Origin of the sequence: Pontixanthobacter sp. (assembly GCF_049682855.1) — a bacterium.
Lineage (GTDB): Bacteria > Pseudomonadota > Alphaproteobacteria > Sphingomonadales > Sphingomonadaceae > Pontixanthobacter.
Window position 1 is genome coordinate 265,773 of the sequence record NZ_JBAUIK010000009.1, and the last position, 16,786, is coordinate 282,558.

Genomic DNA, 16,786 nt, shown 5'->3' on the forward strand with positions numbered 1-16,786 from the left:
GATACTGGGAACCAGACGGATGGATGATCTGCTCGCGGATTTCGTCGCAGAAACGCGCGAAATGCTGGAAGCCATTACCGGAGAACTCGTGATCTGGGAACAGAACCCGGGTGAACGCGCGCGTCTTGATGCAATTTTTCGCTTTGTCCACACCGTGAAGGGCAATTGCGGTTTTTTCGATTTTCCCCGGCTGGAGGCGCTCAGCCACGCCGCCGAGACTGCTCTGGGTGATGTTCGCGCGGGCCGGCGAACAGCTGACGCGGCAATGGTGTCGGCTGTGCTTGCGATTATTGACCAGATTGCTGTGATCACGTCGGCTATCGAAGTTGGGCAGGATATGCCCGCAGGCAGCGATGATACCCTGATTGCGGCACTGGATTGCACCGGCAGCGAGCCTGTTCCCGGACCCGATGCTCAATCCCCTGCGCCTTCCCCGCCAACCAAACCGCCTGAAAACATTTCGGTCACGCCGCGTACTATCCGTTTGCCGGTCGAGCTGCTCGACCGCGTGATGAGCGGCGTATCCGACATGGTCCTGGCGCGTAATGATCTGGCCCGTGGGTTGCGCGATACCGGCGGCGAGCCAACGCTTGACGGGCAGTTTCAGAGGCTGTCAGCCATTCTCACCGATGTCCGCGATGCGGTCACCCGGATGCGGATGCAGCGGATGGAACATGTGTACAACGGTTTGCCGCGTCTGGTCCGTGATCTGTCAGCAGAGCTGGGTAAGACTGTTGTTATCGAGACCGAAGGAGGCACTGTGGAACTCGACCGCGAAATGATCGAGATGATCCGCGATCCAATCACCCATTTGATCCGCAATGCAGCCGACCACGGTATTGAAACCCCCGATCAGCGCGAGGCGGCGGGCAAATCCACGACCGGCCGGATCTCCATCATATCACGTCAATCCGGTAATAAAATCGCGATCGTCCTGTCCGATGATGGCGCTGGTCTTGATATCGACAGGATCAAGGAACAGGCGCTCGCCGCTGGTCTGCTTAGTCACTCAGAGCTCAACGCGATGACTGACCTCGCCATTGGCGATCTTATATTCACGGCGGGATTGTCCACCGCAGATAGTATCAGCGGCATATCGGGCCGCGGCGTCGGCATGGATGTGGTCCGCTCCAACATCGAAAAGATTGGCGGGACGATCGAAGTCCGCTCCGTAGCGGGCCAGGGCGCCACCTTCATCATGCATCTGCCGCTCACTTTGAGCATCATTTCGGCGCTAACTGTATCTACCGCCGGCCAGACCTTCGCCATTCCCCAATCCTGCATCGCGGAAATAGCGAACGGAAAATCGCCAGCGATTGCGTTCTCTCAAGTGGGCGATGCCGATCTCGTGACAATTCGAGGCAGCCGGATACCGTGCCTTACACTCGGCAATATTCTGGGACTGACAGACCGGCGTGCCGGCCATGACCAGCGGCTGGTGATGATCCGGTTAAGCAGCGGCGAGACATTTGCTTTGGCGGTCGACCAAATCCACGATCAGGAGGATCTGGTCGTCAAACCGCTCGCCCCCACCATTGTGAACGCGAAGATATATGGCGGCAGCACGCTGCGCGATGATGGCCAGCCTGTGTTGCTGCTGGATGCCCTTGCAATCGCCAAGATGCACGGCCTGTTATCGGCCAGTCAGACACGGGCTGTGCACAGCGAGGATGCTATGGCCGATCAGCCAGCGGCCGCCACCTGCACATTTATGACCTTTACCGATTTGCATGGCCGATACCGCGCCATCGCAATAGATCTGGTAACCCGTATTGAACATATTGCTGCATCTGCGATCACGGTGGAGGGCCAGTCCGGTTGCGCGGTCATAGACGGGCATATGCTGGCGCTGGCGGGCATTGATGGTGCCCCCATCCCCGAAGGCGCTATCTTTCTGCTGCATCTGTCTGACGGCAAAAGCGCGATCGGGTACCCGGTATCCAAACTGGGCGAAACCATTGATGCTCCACACGCTTTTAAACCCGAAGATAGCGACCCGATGATAGCAGGACTTGCTGTGCTGGACGGCAAAGCCGTGCCAGTCATTGACGGGTACGCTTTGTTTGGCCGCTTTGGTGCACGCGGCAGCCCCGCTGGCAGGCCGATCTGCTCTTTGCCAGACGATAATGAATGGGCGCGCACAATACTGGCGCCGCTCATTTCCTCCGCCGGTTACGACGTGACGCTGGGGCGCGAAGGGGCGGCTGATGTATCCATTGTCATTGATGAGGGTGATGAAGACATCGCGGATGTTCCCGGCACGGCTATCCGGCTGCATTTCGACATCAATCAGGCCGGCAATCCTGACTGCGGCATCTACAGCTACGACCGGCCTGCCTTGCTGGCGGCGCTGCGCTCCATTCGGCTGGACATGGCATTATGAGCGGACTGGTCTTGATAATTACCATTGGCGGGACACGCGCCGCCATCGCCGCCCCCGCAGTCGATTCGGTGATGGAGCTGGACAATGTCTATCCTGTCCCGCGCACCCCCCGCCATGTTGCCGGGCTGGCCGCCATACGCAGCCAGACGATGACCGTGATAGATTGCAAAGCCGCGCTCGGTCTCCACCCTGCATCGCTGCATTCTGGCCGGTGTCCGGTCGTTGCGGTTGACGGCCATATGTATGCGCTGTTGGTGGACGCGGTCGAAGACGTCGTCGAGACGATATCCGATGTTCGTGATATTCCCGGCGGATACGGCGCGGCATGGACGGCCGTGGCGCTTGGAATGATCGAAACCGCATCCGGGCCGGTTCTGCTGATTGATCCAGCCAAGCTGGTCGTAAACCCGGCAGCCGAGGCGGCTTAATCAGTTGGTTACCGGCGTAACGCTATAGCACCCGTAAACATAAGGGCCCGGCTGTAATGAAACGCTGTTTGATAATTGACGATTCCCGCGTGATACGCCGCGTATCGCGCCACATTCTTGAATCGCTCAATTTCACAGTGGAGGAGGCGGAAAACGGCCAGCAAGGTATCGATCTTTGTCAGGCCGCCATGCCCGATGCGGTTCTGCTCGACTGGAATATGCCCGTGATGACCGGTATTGAATTCGTCACGCAATTGCGCACTTTGCCAGGCGGGCACGCCCCCAAAGTCGTATTCTGCACCACAGAAAACGATATGGCGCATATTCGCGAAGCCATTGATGCCGGTGCGGACGAATATGTTATGAAACCCTTCGACCACGAAACACTTCAGATCAAACTGCAATTGGTTGGAATGGGGTGAGCCCATTCTTATGGGCACCACCCCTTCCCCTGCATTAGCCAAGCCAGCCCGGCGGCCTTCGCTGTTGCGCACAACGCGGGTAATGGTTGTGGACGATTCGCTGATCGTTCGCACAGTACTTGCGCGCATTATAGGAAAAGAGCCCGATCTCGACGTTGTTTGCACGGTCAGCAGCGCCGAGCTGGCTTTGAAGCAATTGAACCGCACACCGGTTGATGTCGTTGTGCTCGATCTGGAAATGCCCGGAATTGGCGGGCTCGGCGCATTGCCCGATATTCTCTCTTGCGCGCCGCAGGTGCAAGTGCTGGTCGTATCCAGCCTGACCGCAGACGGCACAGAACACGCACTTACCGCGCTTTCAATGGGCGCCGCCGATACACTGGCCAAGCCGCATGCAGGCGAATTTGGTGACACATATGGCGCGACACTGGTCGAGAAAATCCGCGCTCTGGGCACGTCACGGACCGCCCGTGAATACGCCCGAGCGGCGCCCCCACATCCAGCCCAGCGGCAGCCTTCGCTCCGCAAACCGAACCATGAACGACCCCGGCTACTCGCAATTGGAGCATCAACCGGCGGGATCCATGCCATGTGCACATTTCTGGAAAATCTGCCGCAGCACTTCGATTTGCCGGTCATAATCACGCAGCACTTGCCCGCATCATTCATGCCCGTTTTTGCCCGGCAGCTTGAATTGGCCTCTTCGCGTGCCGCACGGGTGGCGATTGACGGGATGCTGCTGGAGCCGGGCACTTTGTATATTGCGCCTGGTGACGGCCATCTGACGGTGCGCCCTGCGGGTAAGAAACTGGCAATCCAGATTACGCAGACCCCCGCCCCCAGCGGCTGTTTGCCGTCGGTTGATCCCATGCTGGAATCGCTGGTCCGGGCGCTTGACGGCAAAGCAGTGGCCATAATCTTGTCCGGAATGGGCCGTGATGGTGCCATCGGCGCGGCGAAACTGGCCGAAGCGGGCGGGACCATTTTTGCGCAGGACCAGGATAGCGCCGCTGTGTGGGGGATGCCGCGAGCGGTTGCCGAACTGGGACTGGCTTCGGCAATCTTGCCGCCAGCCGATTTAAGCAAGGCTGTGATGCGCGCAGCCGGAGCAGCCGCGTGGAAGTAAGCGAGGTATCCTTCCGTATTGTTGCCGATTTGCTCGAAGCGCGCACGGGCCAGCAACTTACCCGAAACCGTCAATGGCGGATCGGTAGCGCGCTGGCGGGCGTATTCCGCGAACATGGCATTTCCAACGTCGATCAACTGGTGTGCCTGCTGGCAAACCCAGGATCTGGCCCGCTGGCACAGCAAGTCGTTGAGGCTCTGCTCAACAATGAAACCTATTTCTTCCGGGACCGATCGGCGTTCGATCTGCTGGAACAGCGTATATTCCCCGCTTTGGCGGAAAAACGCGCACGATCAAAACGGCTGTCAATCTGGTCGGCGGGATGCTCGACCGGGCAAGAGGCTCTCTCGCTTGCGATGATATTTGCTGGCCAAGCAAATAAATGGGCCGGCTGGCACATTGATATTGTCGGTACTGACATCTCACAGCAAGCGGTCATCACCGCACAGACCGGCCTGTACACCCAGTTTGAAATCCAGCGCGGGCTGGGCGTTACGCAAATGCTCAGCCATTTTACCGAAACCGATCGGGGCTGGTATGCCTCGCCCGAGTTGCGCAGGATGGTACGCTTCAAACACAAAAGCATACTTGAACCATCGCACGCAATACAGCGTTTTGATCTGGTCTTATGCCGCAATGTCCTTTTGTATTTCGGTCAGCGCGCGCGGTTGCAGGCTTTTGATCAGATTGCGGCGCAAATGGCTGATGATGGCACTTTGATGCTGGGTGCGGGCGAAACGACTGTGGGCAGGACCGATATCTTCCGGCCATCGCCAGGGTTACCGGGCCTTTTCACCCGGTCCTCTGCGGCGGAAACGATACCAAATGCGGACCCGCTCGTCCCGTTTGCGCAAATGCGCAAGTAAACCCGAAATTAACCGTTCCTTAGTCCCGGTTGGGTAGCATCACGGCGCAAAATGAGCGCGGCTGCGCAGTGATTGCGGTGATGTATAAAGGGGCGTTATAGTGATGATGACTTTGCGCAAGCTGGTAATGCCCCCGGCAATGATTGTGATATTACCACTGCTGGTCCTATCAGTCATTTTCGCGATCGTAATTGGTACGTCTTTCTTTGCCGATGACCTTTCAGGGCCCGGCGTCACATCGCTTCTGGTTGGCGGAATATCGATCTATGCCGCTGCTGTTGGCCTGCTGTGCAAAATCGGCTTTGCCAGCATTGGCCGGCTCGAAATGCTCGGCCTGACCGACAGCCTGAGCATGCTCCCCAATCGGCGGGCGCTGCACAAGAAAGTCCGCGCGATTGTTCATCATGACGGCGAAATTGCCATCGCGCTGATCGATCTGGACGGGTTCAAAATGGTCAATGACCTGTACGGCCACGCTGTGGGTGACGATGTCATCAAGGAAGCGGCAGCGATCCTCACAAATCTCTGCCAGGATGATGCGCAATGTTTCCGTCTGGGCGGAGACGAATTTGCGATCATTATGACTGGCCCGTTATCCAGCACTATTTTGGAGGGTATTTGTCGCCGACTGATCGACCGGCTGCGGCACCCTATCGAGATTGCTGATCGGCGGATTGCCATCGGTGCGAGCGTTGGGCTGGCGCTCAGTAAAGACAGACAGAACCCGCATCACACGCTGCTGACCAGCTCGGAATTATTGCGCCGCGCCGATGTCGCCATGTATGCGTCAAAACGCGGCGGACGAATGCGCTGCACATGGTTCAAGAGCGAATTTGACCGTAATCTGGAAGCCATTCGCACTTTGGATGAAGAGCTCCGCCATGCGCTGCGCAATGACGAGTTCCAAGTGCATTACCAACCGCTGGTTGATGCACAGACCAAAGCCATAGTTGCGGTGGAATCGCTTATCCGCTGGCACCGGCCGGACGGCAAGATGATCGGCCCCGCCCTGTTTATTCCGGTGGCCGAAAAATCGGGCCTGATCCATGCCATTGGGCTTTTGGTCCTGCGTCAATCGTGCCAGGATGCCTTGCAATGGCGCGGCATCAAACTGTCGGTCAACATTTCTGCGGCACAATTGCGCGATCCGGCATTTCCGGTACAGCTTGGCCAGATCCTGGAAGATACCGGATTCCCGCCAGAATTGCTTGAGCTGGAAATTACCGAGACCTGCCTGGTGCTCGATCCGATCGTTGCAGAACGCAGCCTGGACGTAATCCGCGGCTTTGGCGTGCGCGTCGTGCTTGATGATTTCGGCACCGGATATGCTTCAATCGGGTTTTTGCGCCAGTTCCGCTTTGAAAAACTGAAACTGGATCGCTCTTTAATCGTCGGGTCTGCCGATGACGAGGGGTCGCGCGCCATGATGCTGTCGAGCATATCAATGGCACAGGCGCTCAAAATGGATGTCACTGCCGAGGGCGTGGAAACCGAGGCCCAGGCCGATCTGGTCCGCGCGGCAGGCTGTGATCAAATTCAGGGCTGGCTATACTTCAAAGCGATGCCTGCTGACCAGATTGCAAGGCATCTTGCGCATCATCCTGCGCCGGGCGCCGCGCCGGATTTACCCGGTCATACTTCTGAAAAGGCTGCATCATGAGCGTGATGGAAACCATCGTTGCCGAAATCTCGACGGAAATGGAGAAAACCAAAAAGCCCGCTACGCCTGAAAACACGCGCGCTATCAGGCCGGTTGTCTGGTTCCAGAACCTGCCGATCAAGGCCAAGCTGATTGCCGTTTTCGGATCATTCTTTATCGTCTCGCTGGGTCTGGCAGCCGTTGCCGGGATCGGCATGACGAATGTCTACCACAAATATCAGACCACCACTGCGATAAATCATGCCGCGGCAGATGCAGCCGACCTGCGTAATATTGCCGGTGAAATGCGCTATCAGGCCCTGCGGTATACTGTCGCTGGCGAAAGCGCAGCCAGTGCGCAGATGACCGCGCATCTGAACCAGGCCAAAGCCAAGAATGCACAGATCAGGCTGGCTGTTATGCGCCACAAGGCAGAACTTGTCCCTGCTGTGGATGCGCTATCAGAGCAATTGACAGTTTACCAGACCTCCTTCGGGCGGGTTCAGGCCAGCCTGGCGGCGACTGGACGCAGCGATGAAACAACGCGTCTGGCATATGATCTGGCTGCGACAGGTGATGCGCTCTACCGTCAGACTGATGACTTGCAGAAGGACATGTTCGCCCGGATTGCCGAAATGGAAGAAGCCGGGATGGCCTATTTCACCAATCTGGTCGTGTTTGTACTGGCCATCTCTGTACTGGCTATCGTCATCCTGACTTTGGGGCTGCGGTATCTGTCCTCTGACCTGGTTGGCAAAGTGACCGAAATCAATGGCGCGATGAACAAGCTTGCCATTGGCGAAGCTGACTTTGAGATAGAGGGTAGCGGCCGCAAGGATGAAATTGGCGACATGGTGCGGGCCCTGGATGTCTTCAAAGCGGCCAATGCGCGGCTGATCCGCCACGCCAAGGAGCGTGAGAGCGTACAGCAAAAACAGCGCGACATCCTTCACGGGCTGGCAGACCGTTTTGAACGCACTGTCGGCGATATTGTTAGCGGCGTGGCCGCTGCCTCAACCCAATTAAAATCGACCGCTGGCGAGATGGCGGGTGCCGCAGACGGCTCGTCCCATCAGGCCGACATGGTGTCGAGCGCCATGAGCGATGCCTCCACCGGTGTCACCGCAGCCGCTACCGCGAGCGACGAATTTGCCATGTCGATTGGTGAAATAAGCCGCCAGGCAGCCTCCTCTGCAGAGCTTGCCCGCCAGGCATCGGTATCTGCCCATCAGGCCGATGAAACCATTTCTGCTTTGTCTGTTTCGGCACAACAGGTCGGCAATATCGTCGAGCTGATCCATTCGATTGCAAGGCGTACCAACCTTCTGGCGCTGAATGCTTCGATTGAGGCCGCACGTGGCGGCGATGCGGGCCGCGGCTTTGCCGTGGTTGCCTCCGAAGTGAAAGAGCTTGCCGCACAGACCAGCCGCGCGACAGAAGAGGTGGCCGATCAAATCCGCGCGATGCAGAGCTCCACCACCGACAGCGTTACGGCATTGCGCAGCATCGGCCAGCAGGTTTCGCAGTTGGAGACCGCTGCTATTTCGATCGCCTCTGCCGTTGATGAGCAATCAGTGGCGGGACAGGATCTGGCACGCAGCATCGATCTGGCAGCGCGCAGCAGCGACGAGGTATCCGCCAGTATTTCCAGCGTCCGCGAAGCATCGCTGGCGACGGGCGCAGCCGCTTCCCAGGTCCTCAATTCCGCGACTGATCTGGAAGAGCAGGCGGCAACATTGCGCAACCATGTGACGGACTTTCTCAACCGGGTGCGCAACTAGGGTCAGGACCGGTAAATCCCACAGGCGCGGCTGGACTGCACCCTTTTACGTGCGTAAAACCCGCATGTTCAACAAGGGAATTGTCCATGAAATCCAGCGTCACTTCGGCCCTCGCCAGCGTGCTCTTTGCCGCAACGCTCGCTTCCTCTCCCGCCAATGCTCAGGCGGCCGCAGAGGAGGAGGCGGACAATGCGCCGTGGGATGTCAATGCGCCCACTGGCGCGAACATACGGCAAGTCCCGATCACGGTTGAGGAAGGCAGCTGGATAGATGTCGATGTTAGCCCTGACGGGCGCTTAATCGCATTTTCTCTGCTCGGCGACATTTACACAATGCCGATTGCCGGCGGAACTCCTACGCGCATTGCCGAGGGTATGGCGTGGGAAGTCCAGCCGCGTTTCTCCCCCGACGGCAGCCAAATCGCCTTTACATCGGACCGCGGCGGCGGTGACAATATCTGGCTGATGAATGCAGATGGCAGCGATATGCGCCAAGTGACCAAGGAAAGCTTCCGCTTGATGCACCAAGCGACTTGGAGCCCCGATGGCCGCTTCTTGGCCGCGAAGAAGCACTTCACCACCGGGCGCTCGCTCGGCACAGGGGAAATCTGGCTCTACCATGTATCGGGCGGCGGCGGCGTGAAGCTGGTCGAGCGGCCCAATGAAACGCACCAGAAAGAGCTGGGCGAACCGATCTATGCGCCCGATGGCAGCGCGATATACTATACCCGCAATACGACACCGGGGCCAGTGTTTGAATATGCGCAGGATTCGCTGCAGGGTATCTTTGATATTGAGCGGTATGACCTGACCACCGGTGACGTCACGACTGCTGTTTCCGGTTTTGGCGGCGCAGTTCGCCCCGCCCCTTCGCCCGATGGCACGAAAATCGCATTCGTCCGGCGCGAACAGGACAAATCGCGGCTGTTTGTGAAAGATATCGCGTCGGGCATTGAGACAAAAGTCTACAATGATCTGGATAAGGATGTTCAGGAAACATGGGCGGTTACAGGCGTTTATCCGAATATGGACTGGACGCCGGATTCGCGCTCGATCGTGTTTTGGGCGGGCGGAAAAATCCGCAGAGTGAATTTTGACGGAACCGGCGCGGCGATAATTCCGTTCAGCATTTCCGACACCCGCGGGATCGCCGATGCGCCGCATCCGGTTATTGATGTGGCCCCGGAAAGTTTTTCCACCAGCATTGCGAAATTCACGTCGGTATCACCTGACGGGCGAACAGTGCTGTTTGAAACGCTGGGTAAATTATACACCAAGCCGGTGAGTGGCGGGTTGCCCAAACGGCTAACGCCTGATGCGAGCGGCGCGATAGAAGCCTTCCCCAGCTGGTCCCGCGATGGCCGCCAGATTGCATTTGTGAGTTGGACCGACCAAGAGCTGGGCACGATTAAGACAGTCAGCGCCAGCGGAGCCAATGCACGGCCTGTTACCAGCCAGCCAGGCCATTACGCGATGCCCAGATTCTCCCCCGATGGCGCGACCATTGTGTATGAGAAGCGCAGCGGGGGTTACCTCACCTCGCCCGACTGGTCTGAGAAGGCGGGTGTTTACCGCATCCCGGCCGGAGGCGGCACGCCGACACTGATCGCGCGCGGCAATGGATCACCGCAATTTGGCGCGGCGTCCGACCGGCTGTTTATGGTCGGTGGCAGCGGCGGTGATCTGCAATTGGTTTCGACCGATCTGAACGGCGAAGCCGAGCGCATTCATGCCGCGGGCGAACTGGTCAATGATTTCACCGTCTCGCCCGATGGCAAATTCTTTGCCTTTCGCCAAAATTATGAAGCCTTCGCCATGCCGCTGATGCCTGGCGGGCAGATGGTCACTGTCAGCCCCAATGCCAATGCATTGCCGGTCACACAGGCGAGCAAGGGCGGCGCGGATTATATTGGGTGGTCAGGAGGCGGGCGTCAGCTCAATTGGAGCATCGGACCAAATCTCTACTCGGCAGCAACGGGGGCGATGTTCCCCGATGCACCGGCCGCAGATGGCGCGGGATATTCGCCGCCAACCACAGGAATATCGCTGTCCATGACGCAGCGCGCGGCGAAGCCTTCCGGCATGATTGCCCTCACCGGCGCGCGTATCCTGACCATGTCAGGCGATGGTGCCGGTGCAATCGACAATGGGACGATCCTGATCGAAGGCGACCGGATCAAAGCGGTCGGTGCGGCAGGCGATGTCCCCCTGCCGGCCGGCGTCAGACAGCTCGACATGACGGGCAAGATTATCATGCCCGGACTGGTCGATGCGCATGCGCATGGGGCGCAGGGGACGGGCGATCTGGTCCCGCAACAAAACTGGTCTCTGGTGCAAAACCTCGCGCTTGGCACCACCACAATGCATGACCCATCATCATCCGCCAGCCAGATTTTCGCCGCTGCAGAACGCCAGCGAGCCGGAACCTTGCTGGCCCCGCGGATTTTTTCCACCGGGGAGATTATCTATGGCGCAAAGTCCCCGCGGGTATATGCAGAAATCAACAATTATGAAGACGCGTTGGCGCATGTCCAGCGGATTAAGGCGCAAGGCGGTATATCGGTCAAAAACTATAACCAGCCGCGCCGCGAACAGCGCCAGCAGGTGACGATGGCCGCAGCAGCAGAAAACATGCTGGTGGTGGCCGAAGGCGGATCGCTGTTCGGGATGGACATGAACCTGATCGCCGATGGAAACTCGACGCTGGAGCATAATATACCGCTGGATATTTTCTATGACGATGTGATCCAGTTCTTCAGCCAGAGCCAGACCAATTATACGCCTACTATCGTGGTAACCTATGGCGGGCTTGCCGGTGATCCTTATTGGCGGCAAGCGACCGATGTCTGGGCCAATCCGCTGATGGTCCATACCCCGCCCAAGCAGTTGCTTGCAGACACTGTGCGCCGCGTAAAAGCACCCGACTGGGCATTTGTCGATGATGACAATGCGCGGGAAGCCAAAAAGCTGGCCGATGCGGGTGTCAAAGTCGCCATCGGCGCGCATGGTCAGCAGGCCGGGATCGCCGCGCATTGGGAACTATGGAGCTTTGTGCGCGGAGGGATGAGCCCGGTCGAGGCGCTTCGTGCCGGCACGATCGCATCAGCGCAGTCTCTTGGCATGGATCAGGATATTGGCAGTCTGGAGCCAGGCAAGCTGGCCGATTTGATTGTGCTCAGCGCGGACCCGTCGGTTGATATCAGTAATAGCGATGATATCGATCAGGTGATGCTGGGCGGCAGATTATATGATGCTGCGACTATGAATGAAGTTGAAACGGGCGATAGCAAGCGTCTGCCCTATTGGTGGGAGAAAACACCTTAATAGCTGGCCCTAGTCCGCCCATTATTGCGGTTGGTCGATTGCGCCGCCAAACCGCTTTGATTTTTTCGGTTTCTCTCACATAATGAGTTAAAGGGGGAGTCGGCGATTGAAACACGGATGCGCCCATCAGGCACGGTTGAGCTTCATATCGCGCGGGGGCATTGCTGCGTTGGCACTGTTTGCGCTTGGCGGCTGTGCGACAGCTCTGACCACCATTGACGCCCCGCAATCGGGCATCGCAGTGCCAGCTGGCTGGACCGCGCCTGCCCCCGCTATCGAAACCGATATAGATCAATATTGGCAATTGCTCGATGATCCGCTGCTGACGCGGTTTGTTGATGCAGCAATCGCCAATAATTTTGATATTGCGCAGGCGGCTGGCCGGTTGGAACAAGCTCGCGCCAGTTTGAAAAGCGCCAGCGCACGCCGCCTGCCAAGGCTGTCTGCGAGCGGCGGTGTGCGCCGCGATGTAGGTGATTTCTCCGATCCCGATCTGCTGCTCTCGGGCGGGCTCGATGCGAGCTGGGAAGCCGATCTGTTCGGGCAAATCAGCAATTCGGTAACCGCATCGCGTGCCGATCTGGCCGCTGCAGGATATTCACTGGCTGATGTACAGCGGCTGGTCATCGGCAATGTCGCGCTGTCCACAATTGCTGCGCGCTCGACCCTAGTGCAGCTTCGGATCGCACGCGATACTTTGTCCAATCAGGACGAGAATTTGCAAATCGCCCGCTGGCGCAATCAAGCGGGGCTGGTATCGAGCCTGGATGTAGAACAGGCGCGTGTCCAGCGCGCACAAACCGCCGCCAGCATCCCCGCGCTGGAGAGCGATCTGGCGGCGACGGCCAACGCGATTTCCACTCTGATTGGCGAGCCGCCGGGCCGTGTCCTGGGATTGCTACAGCAGGATGCCGCCATTCCCGCCCCGCCCGATAGTTTTGGCATGTCTGCCCCGGCAGAGGTTCTCCGCCGCCGCCCTGATGTTCGCAGCGCAGAGGCATCCTTGTATGCCGACACTGCGCGGATCAACGTCGCCCGCGCACAATTGCTGCCGCTGGTACAGCTTAGCGGATCAATCGGATCATCCACCCGCAGCATCAATAGCCTGTTTGATATCATTACCGGCAATTTGTTCGCCGGTATTAGCCAGCTTATTTTTGACGGAGGGCAAACCCGCGCGCAGATTGATACTGCGCAAGCCTCCGCGCAAATCTCTCTCGCAGCATGGCAACAGACCATTTTGCGCGCGCTGGAAGATGTCGAAAGTTCGGCCACCGATCTTGATGCGTCGCGCCAGCGCGTGGGCATTCTGGCTGACGCGCAGGACGCCGCCAATAATGCAGCGTTCCTGGCACGCAACCAGTATCAGGCTGGCATTATCGATTTCCAATTGCTGCTGACCAGCGAGAACCAGTTACTGTCAGCGCGCAATTCCTTGGCTGCGGCGCAGGCCCAACGCGCCAGTGCCTTTGTCCGCCTGACACAAGCATTGGGTGGCGGCTGGACCCAAGCGACAGACACGAACCCAGATGACAGTGCTGAAGGAAGCGCACCATGACCGACACGACCGCTCAACCAAGCGTTGAGGAATTTCTGGGAGAGAAAGAGCGCCCGCGCTGGCGCCGCTGGGCCAAATATTGGATACCGGCACTGGTTATCCTGCTGCTGGTCCTTGCGGTCACCCAATGTTCGGGCGGTGATGAAGGACCCGAATATATCACTCAGGATGTGGCGGAAAGATCGCTTGACCTAACCGTTTCCGCCACCGGCAATTTGCGCCCGACGAACCAGGTGGAAGTCGGTTCTGAAATTTCCGGGCGGATCGATGATATTCGCGTTGATGTGAATGACCGCGTCACACGCGGCCAGATCCTGGCGGTGGTAAACACCGAAATAATCGACGATCAGATTGCGCAGGCCAACGCCAATCTCAACGCTGCGAAAGCGCAGGTTGCACAGGCTGCTGCAGGGCTCAATGTCAATACTGCACAGCTCAACCGTTTTCGAGAGGTATTCCGCTTGTCCGGCGGAAAGGTTCCCTCCAAAGTCGAGCTTGAGCAGGCCGAAGCCGCCGTTGCGCGTGACAGAGCCGCCGTCGCCACAGCGCGCGCAAATGTCCGCGCTGCACAAGCGACATTGTCATCCAACAATGTCCAGCGCAGCCGGGCGGTTATCCGCAGCCCTGTGGCCGGTGTTGTGCTCGCCCGCCGGGTGGAGCCGGGCCAGACATTTGCCGCAGCGTTCAATACGCCCACACTATTCGTGCTCGCTGAAGATCTGTCGGTTATGCAATTGCGCGTGGCGATTGACGAGGCGGATGTCGGACAAATTGCAGCCGGTCAGAAAGCCAGCTTTACCGTCGATGCCTATCCCGGGCAGCGTTTTCCGGCAACGGTGGAGCGGGTTGATCTGGCATCCAACACCACTGCCGGCGATACCGCCGCTGGTGCCGTGACGGCAAATTCTGTGGTCAGTTACGAAGCCCGCTTGTCAGTTGCGAACAGCGACGGCTTGCTTCGCCCTGGCATGACAGCGACCGCCACGGTCTCTACCCAAAGTACCGGCAAGCAGATGCTGGTACCAAACGGGGCATTGCGGTTCAAACCCGATGCGGAAGCGGAGGACGAAGGCGGCGTGCTTAACCCGCAAATCGGCTTGGACCGGGCAGAGCAGCAGGCCTCCATCGGGGCCGGCAGTCAGCAACAGGTGCATATATTGCAGGACGATGGCACGATTAAATCGGTTTCCGTCGTTACCGGCCAGAGCGATGGCCGGATGACAGTGGTGAAATCGCGTGATCTCAAACCCGGTATGGCGGTTATCACCGGCGTCAAGGCGGCTGAGTGATGAGCGCCGAACCGCTGATTGAACTGGACGGCATAACCAAGACGTTTGGCAGAGGCGAAGCCGCGTTTCAGGCGTTGAAAGGTGTGAATCTGTCGATCGAGCGCGGCGATTTTGTTGCCGTGATGGGGCCCTCCGGCTCGGGCAAATCGACCACAATGAACATTCTTGGCTGCCTGGATATACCCACGTCCGGCATATTCCGGTTTCGCGGCACGGAGGTTCAGGCACTCACCCGCGATCAGCGCAGCCTGCTGCGGCGGCGCTATCTCGGTTTTGTATTCCAGGGCTTCAATCTGCTTTCGCGAACGACCGCGTTGGAGAATGTCGAGCTGCCCTTGCTATATCGCGGGGAGAACAAGGCCCAGCGCCGCGAAGCTGGTTTGCGCGCTCTCGATATGGTCGGCCTGGTACCGTGGGCCAAACATACACCGGCTGAACTGTCGGGCGGACAGCAGCAGCGCGTCGCCATCGCCCGCGCGTTGGTGACCGAGCCTGATGTGCTGTTGGCAGATGAACCCACCGGCAATCTGGACAGCGAACGCTCGGTCGAGATTATGGAATTGCTGACCGATCTCAACACCACCGGTATCACCGTTTTGATGGTCACCCATGAAGAAGAAATGGCCAGCTTTGCCAAAACGATCATTCATTTCCGCGATGGGGTTGTGGCACGGACAGAACGCGGCGCGCGTGCGCGAAATCCTGCAAAGGCAAGCGCCTGATGTTTGGCATATTTGGCGCCACTTTGCTGCTGTCCCTGCGCGAAATCCGTCGTCATTTGATGCGGTCTTTCCTGACAACATTGGGCATTATCATCGGCGTGGCATCGGTCATCACTATGGTCACGCTTGGCAATGGTGTCACTGCGTCGATCAGCGAGGATATTTCATCGCTGGGGGCCAATGTGTTTATCGTGGTGCCAGTACGGTCCGAACGCGGAAGTCCCCGTCCGTTTGACGAAGCTGACGTCGCTGCGATCAGCAACCAGATCGCAGGCATCGAAGTGGCCGCTGGAAGCGTAGCGGCCAGCGCAACCGCTTTCCACAATGGGCAGAACTGGTCCACCTCGGTCAACGGCGTAAACAGCGATTTCCTGCTCGCGCAGTCCATTGATCTGGCAGAAGGCCGCCGCTTTACAATGGCAGAGGAAAGCTCGGGCCAGAATGTCTGCATTCTGGGGCCCAAAGTACGCGAGGCAATCTTTGTCCCGGACACGTCACCAGTGGGCGCCGAGATGCGGCTCGATTCCGTATCGTGTACAGTCATCGGCGTATTGGAGGAACGCGGTCAAGGCGGCGGCGGAAGCGATGAAGACAATGTTGTCATGATGCCGCTTAAAACTGTCCAGCGGCGCTTCACCGGCAATGACAATATCCAGTTTTTTGTGGCCAAATATGATGCTGCCTATTCCAGCGCGGTCATTCAAACCGGACTGGTCGATTTGCTCCGGGAGCGCAGACTCCTTCAGGAGGGACAGGAAAACGATTTCAACATCTTCGATACCGCGCAGGTCAATGATGCGCTGGGAAGTGTCATCGGCGCGCTGACCGCGATGGTCGCGGCTATCGCATCGATCAGCCTGCTCGTGGGCGGGATCGGAATCATGAACATCATGCTGGTATCGGTGACCGAGCGAACGCGAGAGATCGGTATCCGGCTGGCCATCGGGGCGCTGGCCCGCGAAGTCCGGTTGCAGTTCCTGACAGAGGCAGTCGTGCTGTGCTGTCTGGGCGGATTGGTTGGGATTGTATTCGCCTTTGGTCTGTCATTCGGGCTGGCCGCTGCGATTGATGTGCCGTTTATCTTCGATCCGGCAATTAACATTCTCAGCTTTGTATTCTCTGCCGCGATGGGCATTATTTTTGGCTATTACCCTGCCAAGCGCGCGTCCAAGCTCGATCCGATCGACGCGCTCCGTCATGAGTAAAGCAATCAGCAGCACGAATTGAGTGCGCGCCTGCAAATAGTCTG

The 16,786-nt window shown here is 58.3% G+C and carries 12 protein-coding genes; all 12 read left to right on the plus strand.

Annotated elements, in window-relative coordinates:
• Positions 1-19 precede the first annotated feature (19 nt).
• The 12 genes from WA922_RS06990 (at position 20) to WA922_RS07045 (ending at position 16,742) form a co-directional block, all read left to right on the plus strand.
• Positions 20-2,383: a chemotaxis protein CheA gene (locus tag WA922_RS06990; RefSeq protein ID WP_424770964.1), complete on the plus strand. Its 2,364-nt coding sequence runs from the start codon at positions 20-22 to the stop codon at positions 2,381-2,383.
• The gene (locus tag WA922_RS06995) at positions 2,380-2,811 is read left to right on the plus strand and encodes a chemotaxis protein CheW (protein ID WP_424770965.1); all 432 of its coding nucleotides are present in this window, start codon (positions 2,380-2,382) and stop codon (positions 2,809-2,811) included. Before WA922_RS06990 ends, WA922_RS06995 begins: the two co-directional genes overlap by 4 nt.
• A gap of 56 nt (positions 2,812-2,867) precedes the next feature.
• Positions 2,868-3,233, plus strand: a complete 366-nt coding sequence (locus WA922_RS07000; protein ID WP_424770966.1) for a response regulator — start codon at positions 2,868-2,870, stop codon at positions 3,231-3,233.
• 10 nt (positions 3,234-3,243) lie between these two features.
• On the plus strand, positions 3,244-4,359 hold the full coding sequence (gene cheB, locus WA922_RS07005) for a chemotaxis-specific protein-glutamate methyltransferase CheB (protein WP_424770967.1): 1,116 nt from the start codon (positions 3,244-3,246) through the stop codon (positions 4,357-4,359).
• The gene (locus WA922_RS07010; protein ID WP_424770968.1) at positions 4,350-5,225 is read left to right on the plus strand and encodes a CheR family methyltransferase; all 876 of its coding nucleotides are present in this window, start codon (positions 4,350-4,352) and stop codon (positions 5,223-5,225) included. Before cheB ends, WA922_RS07010 begins: the two co-directional genes overlap by 10 nt.
• Positions 5,226-5,328: 103 nt before the next feature.
• Positions 5,329-6,885 (plus strand): putative bifunctional diguanylate cyclase/phosphodiesterase, encoded by a 1,557-nt coding sequence (locus WA922_RS07015; protein ID WP_424771009.1) that lies wholly within the window; start codon positions 5,329-5,331, stop codon positions 6,883-6,885.
• Positions 6,882-8,645: a methyl-accepting chemotaxis protein gene (locus tag WA922_RS07020; RefSeq protein WP_424770969.1), complete on the plus strand. Its 1,764-nt coding sequence runs from the start codon at positions 6,882-6,884 to the stop codon at positions 8,643-8,645. Before WA922_RS07015 ends, WA922_RS07020 begins: the two co-directional genes overlap by 4 nt.
• A gap of 86 nt (positions 8,646-8,731) precedes the next feature.
• Positions 8,732-11,968: an amidohydrolase family protein gene (locus tag WA922_RS07025; RefSeq protein WP_424770970.1), complete on the plus strand. Its 3,237-nt coding sequence runs from the start codon at positions 8,732-8,734 to the stop codon at positions 11,966-11,968.
• A gap of 106 nt (positions 11,969-12,074) precedes the next feature.
• Entirely contained in the window at positions 12,075-13,526 is a 1,452-nt protein-coding gene (locus tag WA922_RS07030) for an efflux transporter outer membrane subunit (RefSeq protein WP_424770971.1), read from the plus strand.
• Positions 13,523-14,815: an efflux RND transporter periplasmic adaptor subunit gene (locus tag WA922_RS07035; protein WP_424770972.1), complete on the plus strand. Its 1,293-nt coding sequence runs from the start codon at positions 13,523-13,525 to the stop codon at positions 14,813-14,815. Before WA922_RS07030 ends, WA922_RS07035 begins: the two co-directional genes overlap by 4 nt.
• Positions 14,815-15,537, plus strand: a complete 723-nt coding sequence (locus tag WA922_RS07040) for an ABC transporter ATP-binding protein (RefSeq protein WP_424770973.1) — start codon at positions 14,815-14,817, stop codon at positions 15,535-15,537. Before WA922_RS07035 ends, WA922_RS07040 begins: the two co-directional genes overlap by 1 nt.
• An 8-nt stretch (positions 15,538-15,545) precedes the next feature.
• Complete coding sequence (locus tag WA922_RS07045) at positions 15,546-16,742, plus strand: ABC transporter permease (RefSeq protein WP_424771010.1); 1,197 nt, start codon at positions 15,546-15,548, stop codon at positions 16,740-16,742.
• Positions 16,743-16,786: the final 44 nt, after the last annotated feature.

What these genes read in the sequence shown, in the direction of transcription:
- WA922_RS06990 (WP_424770964.1), top strand. Translation starts at nt 20, where the DNA reads ATGGATGATCTGCTCGCGGATTTCGTCGCAGAAACGCGCGAAATGCTG.
- WA922_RS06995 (WP_424770965.1), top strand. Translation starts at nt 2,380, where the DNA reads ATGAGCGGACTGGTCTTGATAATTACCATTGGCGGGACACGCGCCGCC.
- WA922_RS07000 (WP_424770966.1), top strand. Translation starts at nt 2,868, where the DNA reads ATGAAACGCTGTTTGATAATTGACGATTCCCGCGTGATACGCCGCGTA.
- cheB (WP_424770967.1), top strand. Translation starts at nt 3,244, where the DNA reads ATGGGCACCACCCCTTCCCCTGCATTAGCCAAGCCAGCCCGGCGGCCT.
- WA922_RS07015 (WP_424771009.1), top strand. Translation starts at nt 5,329, where the DNA reads ATGATGACTTTGCGCAAGCTGGTAATGCCCCCGGCAATGATTGTGATA.
- WA922_RS07020 (WP_424770969.1), top strand. Translation starts at nt 6,882, where the DNA reads ATGAGCGTGATGGAAACCATCGTTGCCGAAATCTCGACGGAAATGGAG.
- WA922_RS07025 (WP_424770970.1), top strand. Translation starts at nt 8,732, where the DNA reads ATGAAATCCAGCGTCACTTCGGCCCTCGCCAGCGTGCTCTTTGCCGCA.
- WA922_RS07035 (WP_424770972.1), top strand. Translation starts at nt 13,523, where the DNA reads ATGACCGACACGACCGCTCAACCAAGCGTTGAGGAATTTCTGGGAGAG.
- WA922_RS07040 (WP_424770973.1), top strand. Translation starts at nt 14,815, where the DNA reads ATGAGCGCCGAACCGCTGATTGAACTGGACGGCATAACCAAGACGTTT.